Below are 22,099 nucleotides of genomic sequence, written 5' to 3'. Positions count from 1 at the left end.
GACGGTTCTCCTTCGATGGCGTTTCTCTGGAGATGAATGTGCTCCTGTGGTAGCCTGCAAGCAAACGAGAAGTTCTTGCGCGTCGCCCAAGAAAAACTTGGGCTGAGCCCTGTCCGGATCCGCCATGTCCCGCCGCCGTCTCCCGCCGCTCAATGCCCTGCGCGCCTTTGAGGCCGCGGCCCGTCACCTCAGCTTCGAGAAGGCCGGCGACGAGATCGCCGTCACGGCGAGCGCCGTGGGCCAGCAGGTGAAATCCCTCGAGGCCTGGCTCGGGCGGCCGCTCTTCCTCCGCCAGCCGAGCCGGGGCGTGGTGCTCACCCCCTTGGGCGAACGCTATGCCGCGTCACTGTCCGACATCCTCGATCGCCTTGACGACGCGACGGCCCAAGCCCTGCGGCCGGAGGCTTCCCATGTGATCACGGTGAGCGCCATGCCGAGCCTCGCCTCGAACTGGCTGATCCCCCGGCTCGGTTCCTTCCAGCAGCGCCATCCGGAATTCGACGTCCGGGTCTCGGTTTCGATGCAGCTGACCGATTTCGCCCGGGAGGACGTGGATATCGCGATCCGCTTCGGCCGCGGCGGCTATCCGGGCCTGCGCACGGACCTGCTGATGGAGGAGGTCTTCTTCGCAGTCTGCAGCGCGGCCCTGCTCAACCATCCGGAGCGTCCCCTGCGCGAGCCAGCCGACCTGCGCCACCACATGCTCATCCATGAGGCCGCAAGCGGCGTGCCGGACTACACCACCTGGGACACCTGGCTGAAGGCCCTTGGCGTCGAGGGAATCGACACGTCGCGGGGACCGCGCTTCAGCCACACCTATCTCTGCCTGCAGGCGGCCGCCTCCGGGCAGGGCGTGGCGCTGGCGACCAGCGTCCTGATCGGCGATTATCTCAAGGCGGGCCGTCTGGTGCAGCCCTTCCCGCATCAGGTGAAAGGCGCCTACCGCTATTACGTCGTCTGCCCCGAGGTGACCGCCGACCGGCCGGCGCTGGCGGCCTTTCGCACCTGGCTCTTGGACGAGGCGAGGGGGCAGGAAGCGGACGGTCGTGGTATCAATCCCGGCCGGAGCGAAAGCGGAGGGGAAGGTAATCCATAGCGCCTAGCCTGATCGTGGATCCCCTTCCCGATCCTGCAGGCCACCGGGATGACACTGACTATGCCACCCTCAACGCCCGGCGCACCTCGGCCTCGGCGAAGGCGGTCGCTTGCTTGCGGCTGCCGTTGAAGGGCATCGGCTCGCCCCAGGTCACCACCACGTCGATGGGAATGCCCTGAATGAACATCTTGAGATGAGGCGCCAGATCCATGTCGCCGTACCAGGCGATGAAGGGGCGGTCGCGCCGGGTCACGGGCATGCCGTGGCGGCGGGTATAGGTGATGGCGAGCGGCTGCAGGAGCACGCGCTCGACGCTGTCATGCATGAGCGCCGTCTGGGCTGCGCCCACCAGCGAGGAGCGGAAAGGCAGGAGCCGGTTGCCGTCGCTCGTGGTGCCTTCGGCAAACAGCACGATCACCTCACCCTTCACCAGCCGGTGGGCGAGCGCGTCGTTGACTTCGGCCGTCGCCTTGCGGCGCTGGCGGTCGATGAACACGGACCGCTGGAGCGTCGCCATGAAGCCCACCACCGGCCAGCCCTCGATCTCGGATTTCGCGATGAAGGAGAGCGGGTGCAGCGAGCCGATCACCGGAATGTCGAGCCAGGACACGTGGTTCGACACCACGATGGTGGGCGCCCGGCCCGGCGGCGTACCGCGCTCGATGACGCGCACGTTGAAGATTTTCAGGAGCGCCCGGTGAAACCACATCGGCAGCACGTGCAGGGTGGCCGACCAGCCGAGACGCAGGGCGAGCATCTGCAGCGGCACGAGCACAAGGCTGCACAGGCCGAGCAGGAGCAGCCGGAAGACGACGGCGATTTTCGTCACGCGTCGTCCTTGTCCAGCGGCACCGCGTAGAGTTCGAGACGGTGATACACCACCTTGTAGCCGAGCCGCCGGGCGATTTCGTTCTGCAGCGCCTCGATTTCCTCGGAGCGGAACTCGATCACGTCGCCGGTCTCGAGATTGATCAGGTGGTCGTGGTGCTCGCGGGCCGCCTGCTCGTAGCGCGAGCGCCCGTCGCGGAAATCGAGCCGCTCGAGAATGCCCTCCGTCTCGAACAGCTTCACCGTGCGATAGACGGTGGAGAGGGAGATGCGGTCGTCCACCTCAGCCGCGCGGCGATGCAGCTCCACCACGTCGGGATGGTCCTCGGCCGCATCGAGCACCTGCGCGATGATCTTGCGCTGGCCCGTCATGCGCAGGCCCTTCTCGCGGCAGGCGCGCTCGATGGCGTCCGACCGGCGCATTCTGGCGGATGTGCTGTTGCGTGTGGCCAAGGTTAAACGACTCCTTGCGGAGGGTTATACGGTAGGTGAGGGAACGGGGCTATAGGTCGAGCGCCATGGTGAGCGCTGAAGCCTTCGTGCCGTCGGCCTTGTGGTAGTAGCCCTCCCGCCGTCCGGTCTCGCGAAACCCGGCGCGGCGGTAGAGGGCGATGGCCGGCCCGTTCCCCTCCTCGACCTCCAGATGCACGCGGGCGACGCCGCGGCGCGACAGGACGTCGAGATGGTGCGTGAGCAGGACGTGTGCATGGCCTTTCCCGCGGGCCTCAGGGGCGATCGCCACCGTGATGATCTCCGCCTCGTCGAGCACGATCCGCGACAGCACGAAGCCAGAGGGCTTGGTGGTGCGGCCGATGAAGAGCCCGTCCGCCACGATGCCACGCTCCCCGAGCAGGCGCTCGAAATCGAGGGTGCTCCACGGGCGCGGAAAGGCCGAGGCGTGGATCGCCGCAAGCCGCGCAGCCGCATCGGTGCCCACAGGCACGACATGCGGCGCAGGCGGCTGGAGGAAGCGGTCGAGAATGCTCATGGCGAGACGTTTCACTGCCGAGCGATTCGGGCCCCGTCCTGCGGCTTGGCGTCGGGCTCGCGCAGGTAAAGCGGCTTCGGCAGGGCCTGAGCCGGATCGGCCAGCGCCCCGAGGCGCGCCACCCAGGCGATGTCGGGAAAGGCCGACACGTCGCTGATATGAGCATCGACGCCCTGAATCCGGGCCTCAGCCGCCAGCATGGCGGCGGCCGAGCCGGCCACGATGATCGGCCCCGAGCCGAGAAGCCGGATTGCGTCGCGATAGGTCATCAGTCCCGGCGGGATGATGGTGCGTCCGCCCGGCGCGACGGCCTGGATGTAGAGGTGGCTGTGCTTGGCATCGATGGCGGCGGTAAACAGCCCGCGTTTGTCGCCCACCATGAGCGGCGCCAGGAAGGCCGACAGGGTGGCCACGCCCACCACGGGAATGCCGGCCGCGAGGCCGATGCCGCGGGCGGCGCTGATGCCGACCCTCAGGCCCGTATAGCTGCCGGGTCCCACCGTCACGGCGACCCGGTCGAGGCTCTCGAACCCGCCGCCCACCTGGGCGGAGAGCCGGTCGAGCAGCGGCATCAGGGCCTCCGCGTGGCCGCGCTCCATGGGGATGGTGTCGGCCGCCAGCGGCACGGTCTCTCCGGCCTGGACGATGCAGGCCGAGCAGGCGCCGAGGGCGGTATCGATGGCAAGGACACGCAACGTCAGTCTCCGTCAGGTCTCCCTGTTTCTTTAGAGCATGGGACCAAGAGGAGGGAACCCGGAATCGGCGCAGGGGACGACGCAAGCGGAGGTTCTGAGGGCGTGCGTCCTGTATGGAGTCAGAAAAGCCCTCGGAGGGTAAGGTGTCATTCCCGGCCGGAGCGCAGCCGAGGGGGAAGGGAAGCCATGACGCCTCGCGTGTAGATGGATCCCCTTCCCGGCCTGCGGCCGCCGGGACGACAACCGTGCATTATCTCCGCGGCAGAGCACCCGCCTCGTATTGCGCGGCAAATTCAGCGCTCGGCGGGATCGGCTTGATGACGTCGATCAACACGCCGTTCGGATCCTGCGTAATGAAATGCCGCTGCCCGAAAGCCTCGTCGCGCAACGGGATAAGGATGGGTAGGCCGGCGGCCCTGACCTCGTCGTAGAGCGCATCCGGATCCTCGACCTCGAAGTTGAGGAGCAGCCCCGCGGCCGGCTGGCGGCTGCCGGCCGGGATTGTGTCGTGGGTGCTGTCGAGAACCGCGAGGTTGACGGCCTCATCGTCGCGGAACTGCAGGTGAACGTACCAGTCGCTCGCAAAGACCGGCTGGAAGCGGAAATGCTCGGCATAGAAGGCAGCGGTGCCGGCAACATCGCGGGTCATGATCACCGGGTAATAGCTCGTGATCTTCATCTCTGTTCAACCTCCGCCCGATAACATATAATCTGCATGTTTTGTTGGAAATAACATACAGGCTGTATGTATGCAACAGAGACGATCCAATTCTGAGCGAGCCGACGCAACCCGGAAGGCCCTTGTGCAGGCCGGCCGCTCCTTGTTCGTGCAGAAAGGATACGCCGAGACCTCCACACCTGAGATCGTCGAGGCCGCCCACGTAACGCGCGGCGCGCTCTATCATCATTTTGCCGACAAGCGCGACCTGTTCCGGGCCGTGCTGGAGCGGGAGGCCCAGGCAGTGGCCGAGGAGATCGAAGCTTCGGCCTCTCCCGATCTCTCCCCTCAGGATGCGCTGGTCGAGGGCAGCATGGCCTATCTCGAGGCCATGACCGTTCCCGGCCGCACACGCCTGCTCCTCGTGGATGGCCCTGCGGTCCTTGGGTCGGCCGATATGGCGGCCATCGATGAAGCCCATGCCGCCCGGACCCTCCGCGAAGGGCTTGAGGCGATCGCAGGCTCCCTACAGCGTCGGTTTCCGACTCCGGCCATGACGGCCCTGCTCTCGGCAGCCTTCGACCGCGCGGCGCTTGCCATCGAGTCGGGAGCCGATCCTGCGGAATTCAAGTCAGCGATGATCAGCCTCGTGGAGCGGGTCACAGCTCCCGAATAGGCAGAGCCGTCAAAGAAGCGTGCGAATCCCCTACGAACGAAAAGCGCGGCTTTTAGGCCGCGCTTGGGTAACCCAAACTCTGGTTTGATCGCAGGCGTCAGACGGCCTGCACCTCGCGCACATCCGGTAGGAAGTGACGCAGCAGGTTCTGGATGCCGTGGCGCAGGGTGGCGGTCGAGGACGGGCAGCCGGAGCAGGCGCCCTTCATGACGAGATAGACGGTGCCATCCTTAAAGCCCCGGAAGGTGATGTCACCGCCGTCGCCAGCCACCGCCGGGCGGATGCGGGTTTCGAGCAGCTCCTTGATGGTCTCGACGGTGGCGGCATCCTGTTCGTCGAAGAACTCCTCGCCGTCCTCCTGAGAGGCGCCGTAGCCGTTGGCGAAGAGCGGCGCGCCAGTCATGAAATGCTCCATGATGGCGCCGAGGATCGCCGGCTTCAGGTGCTGCCACTCGCCATCCGCCTTGGTGACCGTGACGAAGTCGTAGCCGAAGAACACGCCCGTCACGCCGGGAACGGCGAAGAGGCGCTGAGCGAGGGGGGATACTTCGCCCTGGTCGGGATTCTTGGCCTCGAAGGTGCCTTCCGGCATCACGACGCGGCCGGGCAGGAACTTCAGGGTGGCGGGATTGGGCGTGGCTTCGGTCTGAATAAACATCGTCGTTTGTCCTCTGCGCCGGTTCAAGGCCGGCCGAGTGGTGGATTTAGAATGGTTCTAACAGATTCCTCTCCCAATGTGGATTGAATCGGGACGAATTCCAAGGGGAGGACGCATGCAGGTGTGTCATGCCGGATCGGCTTGCGCCGTGCTGGATGACGGAAGCCTTCACCCCGCCAGCGCGTCGATCTGCTCGTCCGACAATCCGCCCGGCACGATCACGATGGGCACAGGGAAGGAGGCGGCGGCGCGGCCGCCCAGGGTCGAGACCAGGGGACCGGGGCCCTCCTTGCTGTTGCCGGCGCCGAGCACCAGGAAGGAGATATCTTCGTCCTCCTGGATCAGCTTCATGATCTCGTCCGCCCGGGTGCCGACACGGATGATCTGCTCGGGCTCTACGCCCGCCGCATTGCGGGCCTCGCGGGCAGCTGTATCGAGGAGCTTCTGAGCCTCCTCGCTCGCTTCCTCGATCATGGCCTCGCCCACGCCGATCCATTCGAAATCGTCGGGCGGATCCACGACCGCAAGCATTACCATGCTGGCGCCGGTGCGGGCTGCGCGGCGGGAGGCGAAATGCACCGCGCGGGCGCATTCCGGGGTCTTGTCGACCACCACCATGAATTTCGGCCTGTGGCCCGATTCGTAGGATCGACGCTTGTCGCTCACGGAACGCTCTCCTGATGACACCGGATGCTGCCCTGCCTTTGCGTCAACGGCAAGCGGGTCGCATGCCGCTCATTTAAGCAGCGCATGCGTCAGCGGGCGCGCACGAATCCCACGATATCCTTCACCGCATCCATGGTCACGGAGGCAAGCGCCCGCGCCCGCGCGGAGCCGTCCGCCAGCACCGCGTCGATGTAGCCGGGATCGGCCATGAGGCGGCGCATCTCGTCGGCGACCGGCGAGAGCTTCGTCACTGCCACGTCCACCAGGGAGGCCTTGAAGCCGGAGAACTGCGCGCCGCCATGCTGGCGCAGCACCTCGTCGGGCGTGGTGTCCATCAGCGCCGCATAGATCGCCACGAGGTTCTCGGCTTCCGGCCGGGTCTTCAGGCCCTCGACCTCGGAGGGCAGGGGCTCAGGATCGGTCTTCGCCTTGCGCACCTTCTGGGCGATGGTGTCCGCATCGTCCGTAAGGTTGATGCGCGAGTAATCGGACGGGTCCGACTTCGACATCTTCTTCGAGCCGTCGCGCAGCGACATGACCCGGGTGGCCGGCCCCTGGATCATGGGCTCGGTCAACGGGAAGAAAGCCTCGCCGAAGCCGTGGGCTGCGATCGACTCGGCCCAGTCGTTGTTGAACTTCTGGGCGATGTCGCGGGTCAGCTCCAGGTGCTGCTTCTGGTCCTCGCCCACCGGCACGTGGGTGGCGCGGTAGACCAGGATGTCGGCGGCCATCAGGCTCGGATAGGCGTAGAGGCCGACGGAGGCGTTCTCACGGTCCTTGCCGGCCTTGTCCTTGAACTGGGTCATGCGGTTGAGCCAGCCCAGCCGCGCGACGCAGTTGAACACCCAGGCGAGTTCCGCGTGCTGGGGCACCTGGGACTGGTTGAAGACGATGTGGCGCTTCGGGTCGATGCCGGCGGCGAGGAACGCGGCGGTCACTTCCCGGATCTGCCGGGTGAGGTCGGCGGGGTTCTGCGGCACCGTGATCGCGTGCATGTCCACGACGCAGTAGATGCAGTCGTAATTCTCCTGCATGGCCACGAAGCGCTTGATGGCGCCGAGATAATTCCCGAGATGAAGGTTTCCCGTGGGCTGAACGCCCGAGAACACCAGCTCCTTGAACTGCGCCATCGCCTTGAACTCCTGCGGGACGTGCAGGCGAACGGAGGGATCCTCGCGCTGCCCTAAACCCTATTTTCAATGCATCGTCCTGACGGAGGGCGGAGGACCCGCCTGTCCGGAACATGCTTCTCTGCGGCGCGGGTTATGACAGGCCCGCGTCGGGACGCAAGGGTTCTGACGATTTTTTCGTGAGAGAGGCCCAATCGTCGCGGGTCATGGCGCCGGTCGCGATGGCGGCAAGGGCATAAAGCCCAAAGCCGCCGAGGCAGAGGGCTGCCAGCATGAGAGACCCGGGCTCGGGAAGGGCGCTTCTGGCGCCGAGGAGCCCGAGGCTCATGACGAGGGTCGCCGTTACCGCTCGCGCCAGGCGGCTCAGGCTCCGGCGGTCGGGCGACCAGAGGCCGAGTCGACGCAGAGCCAGGATCACCGCGCCCGCGTGAACGAGGCAGCCGAGGCTGACCCCAAGCGCAATCCCGGTCGGGCCGAGCGGCCAGGCGAGGAGGAGGGAGGCGGTCACGGTGACAGCGAGGCCCAGGCCGGCGGCCGCGAGCGCGGTTCTCAGGGAGCTCAGGGCGAAGAGGGTCTGGCTCAGGACTTTCCCCACCGTGGCGAAGGGAAGCCCCAGGCTCAGAGCCATGAGCACCAGGGCGGTGCCATCGGCATCCGTGGACACGAAGGCACCGCGCTCGAAGAGAACCGTGCTGATGGGACGGGCCAGGATGACCAGGGCGGCACCGGCCGGCAGGGCAAGCAGCAGCGCCACCTCCAGGGCCCGGTTCTGCGCCGTTATCAAAGTCTGCCGCTCGCCCGCCTGATGGCGCCGGGCCAGCTCCGGCAGGAGCAGGCCTGCGCTCAAGCCCGCCATCAGGCCGAGCGGCAGCTGCATGACCCGCTCGGCGTAGTAGAGCCAGGACACGCCGGAGGGCCAGAAGGAGGCGATCTGGGTGGCGGCCAGGAAGTAGATCTGCACCGCGCCGCTGGCTGCCAGCACGGGCAGTCCCGCCAGCAGCAGGCTCTTCAGGAAGGGTGACCAGCGCGGTCGGCGAAAGCGCACGAGGCGCGGCCAGCCCTGCAGGAGCGCTGCCGCCACGATGCCGAGCTGGACGAGGCCGGCGAGGCTTGAGGCAGCCGCAAGCCATGCGGCTTTTTGGGCGAGAGGGAATTCGAACCCGCTTTCCAGCACCACGAGCGCCAGGATCAATCCGCCATTGACCGCGAGCGGCGCAAGCGCCGTGGCCGTAAAGCGCCCGCGCCCGTTGAGAACGGCAGCCGCCATGGAGGCGAGCGTCACGCAGATCACGACGGGAAACGACAGGCGGGTATAGAGCGCGACCAGCGCCAGCGTCTCCCCGTTATCGTGCAAGCCCGGCGCGAGGAGAAAGGCGATAAGGCCCGCACCGATCTCTACGAGGCCTGTGAGCGCCAGCAGCGCAAGGGCGAAGACGCTGAGCGCATCGCCCGCCATCGTGACTGCCTCGTCCGGACCCACCCGGCTCAAACCCGGCACGAGCACCGGATTGAGCCCGCCCTCGCCGACGATGCGGCGCACGAGGTTCGGCAGGCGGAAAGCCGCAAGAAACGCATCCGCCACCGGACCTGCGCCCAAGGCCTGCGCGAACAGCACGTCGCGCGCGAAACCGAGGATGCGCGAGGCAACGGAGCCGAAGCTGACCAGAAGGGAGGAGCGGATGAGCGACATGCGCTCTGAGGCTTAACCGGTTCGCTTCGTCTCGTGCAACTTTCCCTGCCTTTTGCGGAGAATGTGCTGCGCTGTGTCATTTCCGGCGCACGAAGTGCGGGAAGGGGATCCATTCGTACGCTCAGCGCTATTGATTCCCTTCCCTCCGCTGACGCTCCGGCCGGGAATGACACCAAAGGGTGTTCGTGAAAGGGGTGATCAGCCCCTCGCCGCGGCAATCGCCTCGCGCTTCTGCGCAAGCGTCATGCCGCCCGCATAGGATTGCGTGGCGACCAGGAAGGACGGGGTGGCGACGAACCCGAGAGAATCGCCGATTTTGAGGGTGTCCTTCATCCATTGCGCGGTGCGCTCGGCATTGGCGGCTTCCTCCAGGCGCGCCCGGTCGGCGCCGAGGCGCTCGGCTTCTGCCAGCGCCCGCCCGCCATCCAGGGCGCCGCGCAGGAGGAACAGGGCGAGGTGGAGGTCGAGATAGCGCTCGGGGCCATGGAGCTGGAGATAGGCGAGCGCCGCCTTGTGAGCCGTGACAGACGGGATGCCGAGAACGGCGAAATTCACCAGCACGTAGGAGAGGTCCGGCTCCGCCTTCAGCAGCGCCGGCAGGTCCCCGGCCGAGCGTTTGCACCAGGGGCAGTTGTAGTCGAAATATTCGATCATGATCACGTCGCCATGCTTGTGGCCGAGCCGCACGGCGGACGGAAGAGCCAGCGTATCCTCCACCAGCTCGATGGGCACCAGCTGCGGCTCCGGCCCCGACTGCGCGAAGGCAGGGACGTTGACGCCGGATGCGGCGAGACCGGCGAGAAGAGTGCGGCGCGACAGGATCATGAAAAGCGACTCGTCTGAAGGGAGGCCCCTCGTGACGCCGGATCGTGGCGATGGCAAGGCCAAGGTTGGCCCTCTCGCGCACTCGTGAAAAATCTGGCCCGATCACAGCATCCGGCTACTCAGTTGCACATGGCCCTGCTTGCGCCGACAATCGCCGCGACAGACGAGGAATGCCCGATGAGTTCAGTTTTCAGCCACGGCGAACTGGCCGTGATCCGGCGCGCCTATGCCAAGCAGATCCTCACGCTCTGCGGCATCGCGGACGATCCCAGGCTCGAGGAAGCCTTCGCCGCCGTTACGCGCGAGCGCTTCATCGGCGCGCCGCCGTGGCTGATGTCGCGCGGGCTGAGAGGCTACGACACCGTCGCATCGCACGATCCGGCAGTGCTGTATCAGGATGTGCTCTTCGCCCTTGCGTCCGACAAGGGCGTCAACAACGGCAGCCCGTCCCTCCATGCCCGCTGCCTGCATGCTCTAAACCTGCGCGAGGGCGAGCGCGTGGCCCATATCGGCGCGGGAACGGGCTATTACTCGGCGCTGCTCGCCCATCTCGTCGGCACACGAGGGCATGTGCTCGCCGTCGAGTTCGATCCCGTTCTTGCGCAGCGCGCCCGGGACAATCTGGCGGACCTGCCCAACGTCACCGTCGTCCAGGGCGACGGCGCCGAATGGCCGCGCGAGGATGTGGATGCGGTTTATGTAAATTTTGCCGTCGGGAGACCGGCCGAGGCCTGGATCGAGCGCCTCAAACAGAACGGCCGGCTCATCTTTCCCCTCGGCGTTCCCCAGCCGAAACCGAGCCCGGGGGGAGGGACGCACTCCCTCTACGGCGCGGGGCTGTTGGTGACAAGCAAGAGAGCCGGCCTTGCCGTGCGATGGCTCGGCCACGTGTCCTTCGTCTGTGCGGAGGGACGCCTGTCGCAGCCGGGAGAGGACAGGCAGGCGCTGCAGGCCGCCTTCGAGAGCGGCGGGATGGAGTTCGTGCGCAGCCTGGTCTGGCGGCAGAGCGCCACGCCTGGACGGTGTTGCTTTACCGGAGCGGGCTGGGCCCTGTCTTATGATGATGTGCCGGAATAATTTGGGGCTACATCCCCTGCCATGACGCGAGGAAGGACGGCACGTCGCTCCCCGGCATCGGGCGTCCGAAATGATAACCCTGGACCAGGTCGCAGCTCATGCGCTGCAGGAGAGAGGCCTGGAAAGCCGTCTCGACGCCCTCGGCGACGACCTCGATGCCGAGATTGTGCCCGAGGTTCAGCACGGCCTTCACGATGGCCGCGTCCCCTGCGTCCGCTTCCAGGTCCTGCACGAAGGTGCGGTCGATCTTGAGCGTGTTCACCGGAAAGCGCTTGAGGTGAGACAGGGAAGCATAGCCCGTTCCGAAATCGTCGAGCGCGATGGTGACGCCCTCGGCGCTCAAGGCACGCAGGGCCCGTTCCACCAGCTGGGTGCTGGAACCGAGAAACACGCTCTCGGTCACCTCCACTTCGAGGCAATGGGCCGGCACGCCCGCCTGCCTCAGCTCCTCGAGCACGCGCTCGGCATAATTATCGCGACGGAACTCGGCCGCCGATGCATTGATGGCAATGCGCCCGAGGTTGAGCCCGGCATCGAGCCAGCGGCGCATGTCGGACAATACGCAGGCGCGCATGCGCTCGCCGATGGCGGTGCCGAGTTCGGTGTCGTTGAAGGCCGGGGCGATCTTTTCCGGCGATTGGATGCCGCCGCGCGGATGCTGCCAGCGCAACAGCGCCTCGAAGCCGCCGATGGCCCCTGAGGCCAGCACCACCTTGGGCTGGTAGAACGGCATGATCCAGCCGGCTTCCACGGCTTTCGCCGCCACCTCCAGGGCCGAGGCCGTCCGCTGCGCTTCCTGGCGTAGGGCCGGGACGAACATCTTGAACGCCCCGCGGCCTGAACTCTTGCTGTGGTAGAGCGCCAGATCCGCCTGCTTCTGGAGATCCTCGGGGCTGGTTCCTGCTGCGAGCGCGATGGCGCCGCCGATGCTGGTGCGACAGTCCAGCGCCTTGCCGCTGCGCTTGAGCGGTTCCTGCATACGGCACAGAATGGTTCGGGCGATCTCCGCGACCTCCTCCTCGCCGGCGACGTCGGGCAGGATCACGGCGAATTCGTCTCCGCCCAGACGGGCCACCACATCGGTGGGCTTCACCGCCTGCCGCAGGCGCTGGGCGAACTCCTTCAGGAGATTGTCACCGGCGTCATGGCCGAACCGGTCGTTAATCTGCTTGAGGTGGTCGAGATCCATGACCAGGAGGCCGATGGCATGGGACTCGTCGGTAACCTCGTCCAGAACCTGCTTGAGGCGTTCGCGGAAGAACCTCCGGTTGGCGAGGCCGGTGAGATCGTCGTGATAGGCTGCCCGGTGGAGTTGCTCCTCGGCGATCTTGCGGTCATGGATGTCCTCGACCGTGCCGTACCATCGGATCACCGTCCCGTCCTCGGCCAGGTGAGGGATCGCCCGGGTCCGAAACCAGCGGTAGCTTCCGTCGACGAGACGTCCTCGGCATTGCGCATCCAGCGGTTCACTCGTGCGCACCGCCTCAAGCCATTTCTGTCGCTGGAGAGGCAGGTCCTGAGGATGAATGGCCTCCTCCCAGTTTGAGTCGGCTGTCCCGTCAGGGGACCCGCCCGTCAGCTGGGTCCAGCGAGGGGAGGTGGTCAGAACATTGCCGTCCCCGTCGGCCGTCCAGGGAATCTGCGGGTTCAGCTCAACCGAATAGCGGTAGTGCTCCTCGCTGTCGCGCAGGGCCGCCTCACTCCGCTGCCGCTCGATGGCGAGTGCCGCCAGATGCGACACGGCATCAATCCCTGCCATCTCGCTCCGGGTCGGGGAGCGTGGTTCGGCATAGTAGAAGCCGAAGGTGCCGAGCACATCGCCGGACCGGGACAGGATCGGCTTCGACCAGCAGGCCTGCAGATCATGCTGCAGAGCGAGATCGCGCCATGGGGCCCAGAGCGGGTCGTTCGCGATGTCCGAGACGATCACGGGGCTGCGCGTGTAGGCGGCGGGGCCGCAGGACCCGGCATCCGGCCCTATGGGCAGGAGGTCGATGGCCGCGTTGTAGGCCGGGGGAAGGTTGGGTGCCGCTCCGTGCCGGAGCAGCCCGCGCTCCGGATCGAAGAGGAGGATCGAGCAGCGGGCTCCAGCAATCTGGTCTTCGGCGAGGCGGCAGAGAGCCGTCAGCACCTCGTCGAGCGGCCGTCCGGCGGCGATCATCTCCAGGACCCGCGTCTGGCCCTGGTGGGTCAGTTCGGCAAGCTTGCGGTCCTGGATGTCCTGGGTGGTGCCGTACCAGAGAATGACCGCCCCGGCCTCGTTCCGGCGCGCTCCCGCGCTGGAGCGGAACCACCGGTAGCTGCCGTCGGCCGCCCTGATCCGGTACTCGCATTCGTAGGACGCCCCTGAAATCAGGGTCTCGCGCCGGGCCTGCTGCAGCCGGGCAGCGTCATCCGGATGCACGAACTGCATCCAGCCATATCCCAGCAGGTCTTCGAGAGGGTAGCCGATCATCTCCGCCCAGCCCGGCCCGATATAGAGGATGTGACCTTCCGTATCCGAAACCCATAGGATCTGGTGGCTCAGCTCAATGGCGTAACGGTATAAACTCTCTTTTTCAAAGAAAACGTTGCAGGCACCATCGAATACCGCCTCGCGATAAAGACTACCTCCTTCAAGAGGAGCGATGGATTGGTTGCGATGCATTGAGCAGACTTGATAATACTACAAGATGAAGGCAAAAACCTTGGCCGACGTAGATCCTTCTGTCCATCCGGCAAAAGATATCTTGTCATTGTAAGGGTTAATTAAATCGGTAATTGAGCTTTCCTTTACGTCTCCCGCAGGCTCACTGTGATCGCTTGCAGAGGGAGCACGGATGCTGACCGCTCAGAAGCGACTCCGTTAAGGCCAGCTGCAAAATTTCAGATGGCGGCTGGATCGAACGTGAAAAAGGCCGACCGTCTTGCAACGGCCGGCCTCAGAATATTCAGGGATCGGCGCGAAAGGTCTGGCTTTAGCCTTCTTCACCCGTCACGCCGGCGGCATCCTGAGCCCTGAGCACCTCGGGGCGCGGCATGGAGATGATGTTATAGCCGGAATCCACGTAGTGGATTTCGCCGGTCACGCCGCGGGAGAGATCCGACAGCATGTAGAGGGCAGCACCGCCGACATCCTCGATGGTGATGTTCTGGCGCAGGGGCGAATGGGCCTTCTGATAGGTGAACATCAGGCGCGCATCGGCGATGCCCGCGCCCGCAAGCGTCCGCACGGGACCAGCCGAGATGGCGTTGCAGCGGATGCCGGCGGGGCCGAGGTCGTTGGCGATGTAGCGCACCGAAGCCTCCAAGGCCGCCTTCGCCACGCCCATCACGTTGTAGTTCGGCATGACCCGGGTGGAGCCGCCATAGGTCAGCGTCAGGAGCGAGCCGCCGTTGCGCATGCGCTTGGCGGCGCGCTGGGCGATCTCCGTGAAGGAGAAGCAGGAGATCACCATGGTGCGGGAGAAGTTCTCCCGGGTGGTGACGTCCACATAAGGGCCCTTGAGCTGCGACTTGTCGGAGAAGCCGATGGCGTGAACCACGAAGTCGAGGCCGTCCCAAGCCTTGTCGAGGGTGTCGAACACCGCGTCGACAGAAGCGAGATCCTCCACGTCGCAGGGGACCACGAGGTTGGAGCCGAGCGACTGCGCCAGCGGAGCCACGCGCTTGCCGAGCGCCTCGCCCTGATAAGTGAAGGCGAGCTCCGCCCCTTGCTCGGCCACGGCCTTGGCGATGCCCCAGGCAATGGAGTGATCGTTCGCGACGCCCATGATGAGGCCGCGCTTTCCTTGCATCAGACCGGTCACGTGGGTTCCCCTCTGCATCGGCTCCAGGGTGCGATGCCAATTGTTATGAAAGTGTGCATCGCGAGCCGGAATCGTGGTGTGATTGAGCGTATCCATGCGAGGTCCCCTTGGAGTCACCGGGGCTTCGCATGGGGCCGTCTCAAGTTTATGACAACGTCTTACCCGTTGTAGCGGCTGAAGACGAGTGTGGCATTGGTGCCGCCGAAGCCGAAGGAGTTCGACAGGACCGTGTCGATCCGGGCATCGTCGACCCGCTTGCGCACGATGTTCATGTCGGCGAATTCCGGATCGATCTCGTCGATATGGGCGCTCTCGCAGATGAAGCCGTTGTTCATCATCAGCAGGGAGTAGACCGCCTCCTGCACGCCGGTGGCGCCGAGCGAGTGCCCGGTGAGCGATTTCGTAGCGGAGATCGGCGGGCACTTGTCGCCGGAGCCGAAGACCGTGCGGATCGCCTCGATCTCCTTCTGGTCGCCCACGGGGGTCGAGGTGGCGTGCGGGTTGATGTAGTCGACCGGGTTGTGCACGTCCTTGAGGGCCATGCGCATGCAGCGGATCGCGCCCTCGCCGGACGGGGCCACCATGTCGTAGCCGTCCGAGGTCATGCCGTAGCCGACGATCTCGCCGTAGATGCGGGCGCCGCGGGCCTTGGCGTGCTCCAGCTCTTCGAGCACCAGCACGCCCGCGCCGCCGGCGATGACGAAGCCGTCGCGGTTGACGTCATAGGCCCGCGAGGCCCGTGACGGGGTATCGTTGTACTTGGTGGACATGGCCCCCATGGCGTCGAAGAGGTTGGACATGCTCCAGTCCAGGTCCTCGCAGCCGCCGGCGAACATCACGTCCTGCTTGCCGTACTGGATCATCTCGTAGGCGTTGCCGACGCAATGGTTCGAGGTCGCGCAGGCCGACGAGATCGAATAGTTCACGCCCTTGATCTTGAACCAGGTGGCGAGCGTCGCGGAAGCCGTGGAGGACATGGCTTTGGGCACCGCGAACGGCCCGATGCGCTTGGGGCCCTTTTCGCGGGTGATGTCGCCAGCCTCAAGGATGATGCGGGTGGAGGGACCGCCCGAGCCCATGATGATGCCGGTGCGCTCGTTGGAGATCTCGTTCTCCTCCAGGCCCGCGTCGCGGATCGCCTGGTCCATGGCCACATGGTTCCAGGCCGTGCCCTTGGCGTGGAAGCGCATGGCGCGCCGGTCGACGATCTCCTCCGGGTTCAGGCTCGGGGCGCCCTGCACCTGGCAGCGGAAGCCGTATTTCGCGAAATCCTCGGCCTTGCTGATGCCGGATCTGGCTTCGCGCAGAGAGGCCAGCACCTCCTGGGTGTTGTTGCCGATGGACGACACGATGCCCATGCCGGTGACGACGACGCGCCTCATAGCTACCTCTCCAAAGAACTCTTGATGCCAAGCCTAACGCCTCAACAGGTAAGGCTGGCCCTGCTCATTCTCAACACTGAGCCCGAGAATGGTCGAAAGCATGACGCCAAGTCCCAAGGCTCCTGCGGCTGAGCGATGAGGCTGGTTCTTGAAAAAAGATCATGCTTTGTCAATAGGATGCGGCCCAGCTTGGTGCCGGGCCGGCCTCATCCGACTTCTAGCCGCCGACCGGGGCTTCGGCCTGGAACAGCCCGACGCGCATGTCCTTGGCCTCGTAGATCCGGCGTCCGTCGGCCTCGAGCCAGCCGTCGGCGATGCCGAGCACCAGCTTGGAGCGGAACACGCGCTTGAGATCGACGCCGTAGACCACCTTCTTGACGGTGGGCAGCACCTGATCGGAGAACTTCACCTCGCCGACGCCGAGCGCACGACCGCGGCCCGGAGAGCCGCCCCAGCCGAGGAAGAAGCCGGTCATCTGCCAGAGGGCATCAAGGCCGAGGCAGCCCGGCATCACCGGGTCGCCCTTGAAGTGGCAGGGGAAGAACCAGAGGTCCGGCCGCACGTCGAGTTCCGCCACCACATGGCCCTTGCCATAGGCGCCGCCATCCTCGCCGATGGAGGTGATGCGGTCGAACATCAGCATGGGCGGGAGCGGCAATTGCGCGTTGCCGGGGCCGAACAACTCTCCGCGCCCGCAGGCAAGGAGCTCTTCATAATTAAAGCTGGACTGGCGGGCCATGCCGGGTGCCGATCCTTTCCCTAGGGTCTCAAAAGGGCCTCAAGAAAGCCTCGGGGCCATGATGCGGCTCTGGTAGCACAGGCTTGGCCGTCCATCAAAGGGACCCTGGCCGGGATTCTTTGCGGCCTCCAACCATCATCCCAGGAACCCTGCCAAGGACCATGCTCCCATGAGCCATCCGGGGGGCAGCCTTGCGGCAGCCCTCTCGCTTTCTTATTATCGTGATGTTAGAAGCGCGCATTCGTCCATTCAGTTCCGTGACATGACCGATCCTTTGTCCGCCTACATCGCGTCCACCACCGCTCCGGCTCACCGGAAGGGCTGCCCCGTGTCCGAATTGCGGGACAAGCTGCGGCGCGTGGGCCTGCGCCCGACCCGCCAGCGCGTATCCCTGGGCTGGCTCCTGTTCGGCAAGGGCGACCGTCACATCACGGCCGAAATGCTCTTCGACGAGGCGTCCCGCGCCCGCGTGCCGGTGTCACTGGCAACCGTCTACAACACCCTGCACCAGTTCACGGAAGCCGGCCTCCTGCGCCAGCTCGCGGTAGACGGCGCCAAGGCCTATTTCGACACCAACCCCACCGAGCACCACCACTTCTTCCTGGAGGAAGAGGGCGAACTCGTGGACATGCCCTCCTCAGGGCTGAGCGTCGCCGACCTGCCCCAGCCGCCCGAGGGCATGGAAGTGGCGGGCGTCGAGGTGATCGTGCGCCTGCGTCGCAAGGCTTAATCACCAGCCTCTTCAAGCGGCTTCCGGATTATTTCGATGCCGCTCAGCCATACTCTCTTCGCTCTTCTGGTCACGGTCATCTGGGGCCTGAGCTTCGTGGTCATCAAGCTCGGGGTCGGCACCACGCCGCCCCTGCTGCTGGCGGCCCTTCGCTTCCTCTTCGCCGCAATCCCGGCGGTCTTCTTCATCCCGCGCCCGAAGACGGGCTGGACGAACGTGGTGGCCTACGGGTTCTTCCTCGGGGTCGCCCAGTTCGGATTGCTCTTTGCCGCCATCTCATTCGGCATGCCGGCAAGCCTCGCCTCGGTGGTCATGCAGGCGCAGGTCTTCTTCACGGTCCTCTTTGCCGCATTCCTGATGAACGAACGGCCCGGGCCGCATCAGGTTGCCGGCGGCTTGGTGGCCGGCCTGGGTCTCGTCCTCATCGCCTGGCCGCGCCTGACCGGCGGGGGCGCCGGACCCTTCCTCATGACGGTGATCGCCGCCGCCTGCTGGGGTGTGGCCAACATCGTGTCCAAGCGGGCCGGTCGGGTCGATATGCTGGGCTATATCGTCTGGTCGAGCCTGGTCGCGCCGCTGCCGCTGCTGGGACTGTCCCTGTGGCTCGACGGACCGGATCAGGTGATCGCCGCCCTGACCCGCATGGACGGCGGGACGCTCGCGGCGGTGGCGTATCTCGCCTATCCGACCACGATCTTCGCTTTCGGGATCTGGGCCTATCTGCTGTCCCGCCACCCGGCCGCCACGGTGACGCCCTTCGCGCTCTTCGTGCCCGTTGCCGGGATCCTGGGCTCAGTCCTGATCCTCGGGGAGGACATGCACCCGATCGAGGCCGTCGGCGGGGCTGTGATCGTGCTGGGGCTCGCCTTCAACGTGTTCGGCCCGCGTCTCATAAGGCGCCGGGTTGTTTGAACAGCATTGTCATTCCGGGGCGGCTCGCAAGAGCCGAGCCCGGAATCCATAACCGCTGACGGTGCAAGGCAAATCGCACCGACAGGTGCTTTATCCTGAGATGCTGGTGTTTATGGATTCCGGGCTCCGCTGCGCGGCCCCGGAATGACATTGTAGAGAGGGCTCTTAACTTTTCAGCGAATGAAGCCGTAGCCCACGAGGCCGTAGGCGATCAGGAAGATTGCCACGAAAACGTTGAGAAAACGGGGAACGACCAGGGAGGCGATACCCAGCACAATGGCCAGGATCGGGAGCAGCTTGAAGCTCAGGTTCAGGGTCATGGGAGAAGGCTTCCGCCAATTGGGTTACGATGTTGCCTTCTAGCCCGAAAAAACTTGATAAATCGGTAAAGGCCTACTCGACCGTCTCGTTGGGATAGACGCCCCACAGCTTCTCCTGCTGGATGTAGCCGTCCACGTCGCGGGCGCCCTCCATGGCGATCATCACCCGGCACCACCGGCCGTCGCAGCCCTTAATGTTGGTGATCACGCCGGGCTGGAGATGGGCCACCACGGCGCTCTTCTCGTCGGCCCGGTCGAACAGGCTGATCGGGGGCTGGTCGCCCTTGGCCCAGGGCATGGCGAGGGCGGTGCGGCGCCCCGACAGGAGCGAATGGAGCACCCATCCCTCCGTGCCCTCCGAATCGCGGATGCGCCGCCAGGTCTCGTATTCGGCGATGATCTCCACAGGGAGGCCCGCGCGCTGGAACACCCAGGCGGTCCGGTGATCCTTGGACGGGCCTTCTCGCAGGTTCACCCGGTCGGTCTTGAGGCTGACATAGCGGGGCACGGGCAGGCCCGTGCCGAGGCGTCCGCCCGGAGGCTGCTGCGCAAGGGCCGCGCCGGCGCTCAGGCTCACGACAGCAAGGGCAAGGACGATCTTGCGCATGGGTTCCTCGATCATGACTTTGTCTTGGATGGCAGGCTCTGGTAGATAAGCTTGACGGATGCCGCCACGCGGCGGGTCGTCTCCCTTGATCGCCGAACCAGGGTTAAGAGAGCGTGAAACTCTTTAGACTTCGCGGCTTTTTCAGTGCTGAGGGTTTTTGAACCGATGAAGAAAAGACCCTTGGTCGTCGTCACCCGCCGCCTGCCCGACGTGATCGAGACGCGCCTGCGCGAGTTGTTCGACACGCGCCTCAACCTCGAGGACAAGCCGCTCTCAGCCGAAGAGCTTAGCGAGGCGGTCAAGACGGCCGACGTGCTGGTTCCCACCATCACCGACGAGATCGATGCGGGCATCATCGGGCAGGCTGGACCGAACCTGAAGCTCATCGCCAATTTCGGCAACGGCGTCGACAACATCGATGTGTCGGCAGCGGTGGCCAAGGGCATCACCGTGACCAACACCCCCGGGGTCCTCACTGAGGACACGGCCGACATGACCATGGCGCTGATCCTGGCGGTGGCCCGGCGCCTTCCGGAAGGCACGCGGGTGATCCCTGACGGGGATTGGGCCGGCTGGTCGCCTACCTGGATGCTGGGGCGGCGCATCACGGGAAAACGTCTCGGCATCGTCGGCATGGGCCGCATCGGCCAGGCGCTCGCCCGTCGGGCGAAAGCCTTCGGCCTGTCGATCCACTACCATAACCGCCGTCACGTGCCGCCGAAGATCGAGGCGGAGCTCGAGGCGACCTACTGGGAATCCCTCGACCAGATGCTGGCCCGCATGGACATCGTGTCCGTGAACTGCCCGCACACGCCGGCCACCTACCACCTGCTCTCCGCACGGCGCCTCAAGCTCATGAAGCCGGACGCGATCCTGGTGAACACGGCCCGCGGCGAGATCATCGACGAAGGCGCCCTGACCAAGCTGATTGAAGCCGGCGCCATCGCGGGCGCGGGCCTCGACGTGTTCGAGGAAGAGCCCGCGGTCAATCCGCGCCTCGTGCGGCTGGCCAAGCAGGGCAAGGTGGTGCTCCTGCCGCATATGGGCTCGGCGACGCACGAAGGGCGCGTCGCCATGGGCGAGAAGGTGATCGTCAACATCCGGGCCTTCGTGGACGGCCACAAGCCGCCGGATCGTGTGCTGCCCAGCATGCTCTGAGCACGCCACGCAATTAGATCAGCCCCTTGTCGGCGCGGCGATGCGGTGCCCGCTGCGGGGTTTTTCCTTGAATCCATGTCTCGCTAACATATGTTAATCCGCGTGATTCGCGTGAGCCGATCTACCTAAACTCCGACTTTCCTCCCGTCGCGAGACCATCTCCCCGATGAACGGCCATTCGATTTCTTCACGGCCCGTCGTGCTCCTCGTGGAGGATGAACTCCTCGTCCGGATGGCAACGGCCGATGCCCTCACGGACGCGGGGTTCGACGTGATCGAGACCGCCCATGCCCAGGCGGCGCTGGAGGTCCTCCAGCATCGGGACGACATTCGGGTGCTGTTCACCGACGTGAAGATGCCGGGGTCCATGGATGGCCTCGAACTCGCAGACCTCGTCCGCCGCCGCTGGCCCCATATCCTGATCGTGATCACCTCCGGCCATCTGACGCCGGAGAGCGTTTCGCTGCCTGACGATGCCGTCTTCATCGCCAAACCGTATGGCGAAAAGGCTCCGGCCGTGGTGATCCAGGCCCTTCTGGCCTGATGCCGAGGGGCGGCGTTGCGTCCCCGATCCGCATCCGGACAGCACGCCCCGACACCCACGGCGCTCCCCTGAATGTGAAAATGTGGGCTGCGACTCAATGAAACCGAAAACCATCTTGAGCATAAACATATGTGAGTGCAGCTGAGAACGGAGTTTGGCCAGTACAGGCTGTTCCTACCCTCAACAACGACCCGTATGACCAACCCCCTGATTCTAAAGCTCGAACAGCGTGATCAGCTCTCGGACGAAGAGAAGAGAGCCCTGGAAAATGCGATTGCGCGCGTTCGGGTGGTCGAGGCCGACGAGGACATCGTGCGCGAGGGGGATCGCCCGAACGAGAGTTCCCTGCTCCTGGACGGTTTTGCCGCCCGATATAAGATCGTGTCGAACGGCCGGCGGCAGATTTCCGCCCTCCATGTTGCGGGCGATTTCCTCGATCTGCATAGCTTTCTGCTGAAGACCATGGATCACGGCGTTCTGGCGCTGACCACCTGCCGCATCGCCACCGTTCCGCATGCGACGCTGGAAAAGATCACCGACGAGTTTCCCCATCTCACACGTCTGCTGTGGCTCAATACGCTGATCGACGGCGCCATCCACCGTGAGTGGCTCACCGCCATGGGGCGGCTCTCGGCAACGGCCCACATGGCGCACCTGATCTGTGAGCTTTACCTGCGTCTCAAAGTGGTCGGCCGGGCCGAGGGCGACTCGGTCCAGCTTCCCATCACGCAGGCCGAGCTCGGCGACACGCTGGGGCTCTCGACCGTCCACGTGAACCGGGTGCTGCAGGAACTGCGCAAGGAAGGACTGATCCGTTTCCAGGGCGATGCGTTGACCATCCTCGATTGGGAGCGGCTGAAGAAGGTGGGCGAGTTCACCTCGACCTATCTCAGCCTCCAGAACGAGGATCGATAGGCCGAGGCCCTGATACC

24 protein-coding genes are annotated in these 22,099 nt (G+C 65.3%); 8 read left to right on the top strand and 16 right to left on the bottom strand.

Features of this window, described 5'->3' with window-relative positions; genetic code table 11:
- Positions 1-124: 124 nt before the first annotated feature.
- Complete coding sequence (locus tag JQC81_RS08820) at positions 125-1,096, top strand: transcriptional regulator GcvA (protein ID WP_203271437.1); 972 nt, start codon at positions 125-127, stop codon at positions 1,094-1,096.
- Between the two features lie 58 nt (positions 1,097-1,154).
- On the opposite strand, the gene olsA is transcribed toward JQC81_RS08820, so the two are convergent.
- The 5 genes from olsA to JQC81_RS08795 all read right to left on the bottom strand — a co-directional run bounded on the left by olsA (position 1,155) and on the right by JQC81_RS08795 (position 4,286).
- Entirely contained in the window at positions 1,155-1,925 is a 771-nt protein-coding gene (olsA, locus tag JQC81_RS08815) for a lyso-ornithine lipid O-acyltransferase (RefSeq protein ID WP_203271436.1), read from the bottom strand.
- Positions 1,922-2,347 (bottom strand): Fur family transcriptional regulator, encoded by a 426-nt coding sequence (locus tag JQC81_RS08810; protein WP_203271510.1) that lies wholly within the window; start codon positions 2,345-2,347, stop codon positions 1,922-1,924. Before JQC81_RS08810 ends, olsA begins: the two co-directional genes overlap by 4 nt.
- A 79-nt stretch (positions 2,348-2,426) precedes the next feature.
- Complete coding sequence (locus JQC81_RS08805; protein WP_203271435.1) at positions 2,427-2,912, bottom strand: GNAT family N-acetyltransferase; 486 nt, start codon at positions 2,910-2,912, stop codon at positions 2,427-2,429.
- An 11-nt stretch (positions 2,913-2,923) separates the two neighbouring features.
- The gene (gene tsaB, locus JQC81_RS08800; RefSeq protein WP_203271434.1) at positions 2,924-3,607 is read right to left on the bottom strand and encodes a tRNA (adenosine(37)-N6)-threonylcarbamoyltransferase complex dimerization subunit type 1 TsaB; all 684 of its coding nucleotides are present in this window, start codon (positions 3,605-3,607) and stop codon (positions 2,924-2,926) included.
- A gap of 250 nt (positions 3,608-3,857) precedes the next feature.
- Complete coding sequence (locus tag JQC81_RS08795; RefSeq protein WP_203271433.1) at positions 3,858-4,286, bottom strand: VOC family protein; 429 nt, start codon at positions 4,284-4,286, stop codon at positions 3,858-3,860.
- Between the two features lie 70 nt (positions 4,287-4,356).
- Here JQC81_RS08795 and JQC81_RS08790 point away from each other — a divergent pair, with 70 nt between their 5' ends.
- Entirely contained in the window at positions 4,357-4,941 is a 585-nt protein-coding gene (locus JQC81_RS08790) for a TetR/AcrR family transcriptional regulator (protein ID WP_203271432.1), read from the top strand.
- A 97-nt stretch (positions 4,942-5,038) separates the two neighbouring features.
- On the opposite strand, the gene JQC81_RS08785 is transcribed toward JQC81_RS08790, so the two are convergent.
- The 5 genes from JQC81_RS08785 to JQC81_RS08765 form a co-directional block, all read right to left on the bottom strand.
- Positions 5,039-5,599, bottom strand: coding sequence for a NifU family protein (locus JQC81_RS08785; protein ID WP_203271431.1), 561 nt, complete (start codon positions 5,597-5,599; stop codon positions 5,039-5,041).
- Between the two features lie 168 nt (positions 5,600-5,767).
- Complete coding sequence (locus JQC81_RS08780; RefSeq protein ID WP_203271430.1) at positions 5,768-6,265, bottom strand: universal stress protein; 498 nt, start codon at positions 6,263-6,265, stop codon at positions 5,768-5,770.
- 89 nt (positions 6,266-6,354) lie between these two features.
- Complete coding sequence (gene trpS / locus JQC81_RS08775; RefSeq protein WP_203271429.1) at positions 6,355-7,395, bottom strand: tryptophan--tRNA ligase; 1,041 nt, start codon at positions 7,393-7,395, stop codon at positions 6,355-6,357.
- A 133-nt stretch (positions 7,396-7,528) separates the two neighbouring features.
- Positions 7,529-9,085, bottom strand: a complete 1,557-nt coding sequence (murJ, locus tag JQC81_RS08770) for a murein biosynthesis integral membrane protein MurJ (protein ID WP_203271428.1) — start codon at positions 9,083-9,085, stop codon at positions 7,529-7,531.
- A gap of 198 nt (positions 9,086-9,283) precedes the next feature.
- A complete protein-coding gene (locus JQC81_RS08765; RefSeq protein ID WP_203271427.1) occupies positions 9,284-9,910 on the bottom strand; it encodes a thioredoxin domain-containing protein in 627 nt (208 codons plus the stop codon).
- A gap of 177 nt (positions 9,911-10,087) precedes the next feature.
- On the opposite strand from JQC81_RS08765, the gene JQC81_RS08760 reads away from it, so the two are divergent.
- Positions 10,088-10,987, top strand: a complete 900-nt coding sequence (locus JQC81_RS08760; RefSeq protein WP_246520316.1) for a protein-L-isoaspartate O-methyltransferase family protein — start codon at positions 10,088-10,090, stop codon at positions 10,985-10,987.
- A gap of 7 nt (positions 10,988-10,994) precedes the next feature.
- Here JQC81_RS08760 and JQC81_RS08755 read toward each other — a convergent pair whose 3' ends face one another.
- The 4 genes from JQC81_RS08755 to fabA form a co-directional block, all read right to left on the bottom strand.
- Positions 10,995-13,634: a bifunctional diguanylate cyclase/phosphodiesterase gene (locus JQC81_RS08755; protein WP_203271425.1), complete on the bottom strand. Its 2,640-nt coding sequence runs from the start codon at positions 13,632-13,634 to the stop codon at positions 10,995-10,997.
- 310 nt (positions 13,635-13,944) lie between these two features.
- Positions 13,945-14,775, bottom strand: coding sequence for an enoyl-ACP reductase FabI (gene fabI / locus JQC81_RS08750; protein WP_312887496.1), 831 nt, complete (start codon positions 14,773-14,775; stop codon positions 13,945-13,947).
- Between the two features lie 158 nt (positions 14,776-14,933).
- A complete protein-coding gene (gene fabB, locus JQC81_RS08745) occupies positions 14,934-16,157 on the bottom strand; it encodes a beta-ketoacyl-ACP synthase I (protein ID WP_203271424.1) in 1,224 nt (407 codons plus the stop codon).
- A gap of 217 nt (positions 16,158-16,374) precedes the next feature.
- Positions 16,375-16,896, bottom strand: coding sequence for a 3-hydroxyacyl-[acyl-carrier-protein] dehydratase FabA (fabA, locus tag JQC81_RS08740; RefSeq protein ID WP_036354479.1), 522 nt, complete (start codon positions 16,894-16,896; stop codon positions 16,375-16,377).
- Between the two features lie 262 nt (positions 16,897-17,158).
- On the opposite strand from fabA, the gene irrA reads away from it, so the two are divergent.
- Together irrA and JQC81_RS08730 are read left to right on the top strand one after the other, a co-directional pair.
- Positions 17,159-17,626: an iron response transcriptional regulator IrrA gene (gene irrA / locus JQC81_RS08735; RefSeq protein WP_246520315.1), complete on the top strand. Its 468-nt coding sequence runs from the start codon at positions 17,159-17,161 to the stop codon at positions 17,624-17,626.
- Positions 17,627-17,662: 36 nt separating this feature from the next.
- A complete protein-coding gene (locus JQC81_RS08730) occupies positions 17,663-18,538 on the top strand; it encodes an EamA family transporter (protein ID WP_203271423.1) in 876 nt (291 codons plus the stop codon).
- 173 nt (positions 18,539-18,711) lie between these two features.
- Here JQC81_RS08730 and JQC81_RS08725 read toward each other — a convergent pair whose 3' ends face one another.
- Together JQC81_RS08725 and JQC81_RS08720 are read right to left on the bottom strand one after the other, a co-directional pair.
- Positions 18,712-18,858, bottom strand: coding sequence for a DUF3096 domain-containing protein (locus JQC81_RS08725; RefSeq protein ID WP_203271422.1), 147 nt, complete (start codon positions 18,856-18,858; stop codon positions 18,712-18,714).
- 73 nt (positions 18,859-18,931) lie between these two features.
- Positions 18,932-19,465, bottom strand: coding sequence for an SH3 domain-containing protein (locus tag JQC81_RS08720; protein WP_203271507.1), 534 nt, complete (start codon positions 19,463-19,465; stop codon positions 18,932-18,934).
- Between the two features lie 165 nt (positions 19,466-19,630).
- Between JQC81_RS08720 and JQC81_RS08715 the strand changes: the two genes are divergently transcribed.
- The 3 genes from JQC81_RS08715 to JQC81_RS08705 all read left to right on the top strand — a co-directional run bounded on the left by JQC81_RS08715 (position 19,631) and on the right by JQC81_RS08705 (position 22,082).
- Positions 19,631-20,623 carry a 2-hydroxyacid dehydrogenase gene (locus JQC81_RS08715; RefSeq protein WP_203271421.1) on the top strand — a complete coding sequence of 331 codons (993 nt, stop codon included), beginning with the start codon at positions 19,631-19,633 and terminating at the stop codon, positions 20,621-20,623.
- A gap of 166 nt (positions 20,624-20,789) precedes the next feature.
- Positions 20,790-21,167: a response regulator gene (locus JQC81_RS08710; RefSeq protein WP_203271420.1), complete on the top strand. Its 378-nt coding sequence runs from the start codon at positions 20,790-20,792 to the stop codon at positions 21,165-21,167.
- Between the two features lie 195 nt (positions 21,168-21,362).
- Positions 21,363-22,082 carry a Crp/Fnr family transcriptional regulator gene (locus JQC81_RS08705; protein WP_203271419.1) on the top strand — a complete coding sequence of 240 codons (720 nt, stop codon included), beginning with the start codon at positions 21,363-21,365 and terminating at the stop codon, positions 22,080-22,082.
- Positions 22,083-22,099: the final 17 nt, after the last annotated feature.

It is taken from the genome of Microvirga arabica, assembly GCF_016811235.1.
In the GTDB taxonomy this organism is placed as follows: domain Bacteria; phylum Pseudomonadota; class Alphaproteobacteria; order Rhizobiales; family Beijerinckiaceae; genus Microvirga; species Microvirga arabica.
This window is presented reverse-complemented; position numbering and strand designations above follow the sequence as displayed.

Bases quoted from the DNA above. Each gene is read 5' to 3' on its own strand.
- JQC81_RS08715 (WP_203271421.1), top strand. From the start codon at position 19,631: ATGAAGAAAAGACCCTTGGTCGTCGTCACCCGCCGCCTGCCCGACGTG.
- fabB (WP_203271424.1), bottom strand. From the start codon at position 16,157: ATGAGGCGCGTCGTCGTCACCGGCATGGGCATCGTGTCGTCCATCGGC.
- JQC81_RS08795 (WP_203271433.1), bottom strand. From the start codon at position 4,286: ATGAAGATCACGAGCTATTACCCGGTGATCATGACCCGCGATGTTGCC.
- JQC81_RS08760 (WP_246520316.1), top strand. From the start codon at position 10,088: ATGAGTTCAGTTTTCAGCCACGGCGAACTGGCCGTGATCCGGCGCGCC.
- JQC81_RS08755 (WP_203271425.1), bottom strand. From the start codon at position 13,634: ATGCATCGCAACCAATCCATCGCTCCTCTTGAAGGAGGTAGTCTTTAT.
- trpS (WP_203271429.1), bottom strand. From the start codon at position 7,395: ATGGCGCAGTTCAAGGAGCTGGTGTTCTCGGGCGTTCAGCCCACGGGA.
- murJ (WP_203271428.1), bottom strand. From the start codon at position 9,085: ATGTCGCTCATCCGCTCCTCCCTTCTGGTCAGCTTCGGCTCCGTTGCC.
- JQC81_RS08765 (WP_203271427.1), bottom strand. From the start codon at position 9,910: ATGATCCTGTCGCGCCGCACTCTTCTCGCCGGTCTCGCCGCATCCGGC.
- JQC81_RS08810 (WP_203271510.1), bottom strand. From the start codon at position 2,347: ATGCGCCGGTCGGACGCCATCGAGCGCGCCTGCCGCGAGAAGGGCCTG.
- JQC81_RS08705 (WP_203271419.1), top strand. From the start codon at position 21,363: ATGACCAACCCCCTGATTCTAAAGCTCGAACAGCGTGATCAGCTCTCG.
- JQC81_RS08725 (WP_203271422.1), bottom strand. From the start codon at position 18,858: ATGACCCTGAACCTGAGCTTCAAGCTGCTCCCGATCCTGGCCATTGTG.
- JQC81_RS08790 (WP_203271432.1), top strand. From the start codon at position 4,357: ATGCAACAGAGACGATCCAATTCTGAGCGAGCCGACGCAACCCGGAAG.
- irrA (WP_246520315.1), top strand. From the start codon at position 17,159: ATGACCGATCCTTTGTCCGCCTACATCGCGTCCACCACCGCTCCGGCT.
- JQC81_RS08820 (WP_203271437.1), top strand. From the start codon at position 125: ATGTCCCGCCGCCGTCTCCCGCCGCTCAATGCCCTGCGCGCCTTTGAG.
- JQC81_RS08785 (WP_203271431.1), bottom strand. From the start codon at position 5,599: ATGTTTATTCAGACCGAAGCCACGCCCAATCCCGCCACCCTGAAGTTC.
- fabA (WP_036354479.1), bottom strand. From the start codon at position 16,896: ATGGCCCGCCAGTCCAGCTTTAATTATGAAGAGCTCCTTGCCTGCGGG.
- JQC81_RS08710 (WP_203271420.1), top strand. From the start codon at position 20,790: ATGAACGGCCATTCGATTTCTTCACGGCCCGTCGTGCTCCTCGTGGAG.
- JQC81_RS08805 (WP_203271435.1), bottom strand. From the start codon at position 2,912: ATGAGCATTCTCGACCGCTTCCTCCAGCCGCCTGCGCCGCATGTCGTG.
- JQC81_RS08730 (WP_203271423.1), top strand. From the start codon at position 17,663: ATGCCGCTCAGCCATACTCTCTTCGCTCTTCTGGTCACGGTCATCTGG.
- JQC81_RS08720 (WP_203271507.1), bottom strand. From the start codon at position 19,465: ATGCGCAAGATCGTCCTTGCCCTTGCTGTCGTGAGCCTGAGCGCCGGC.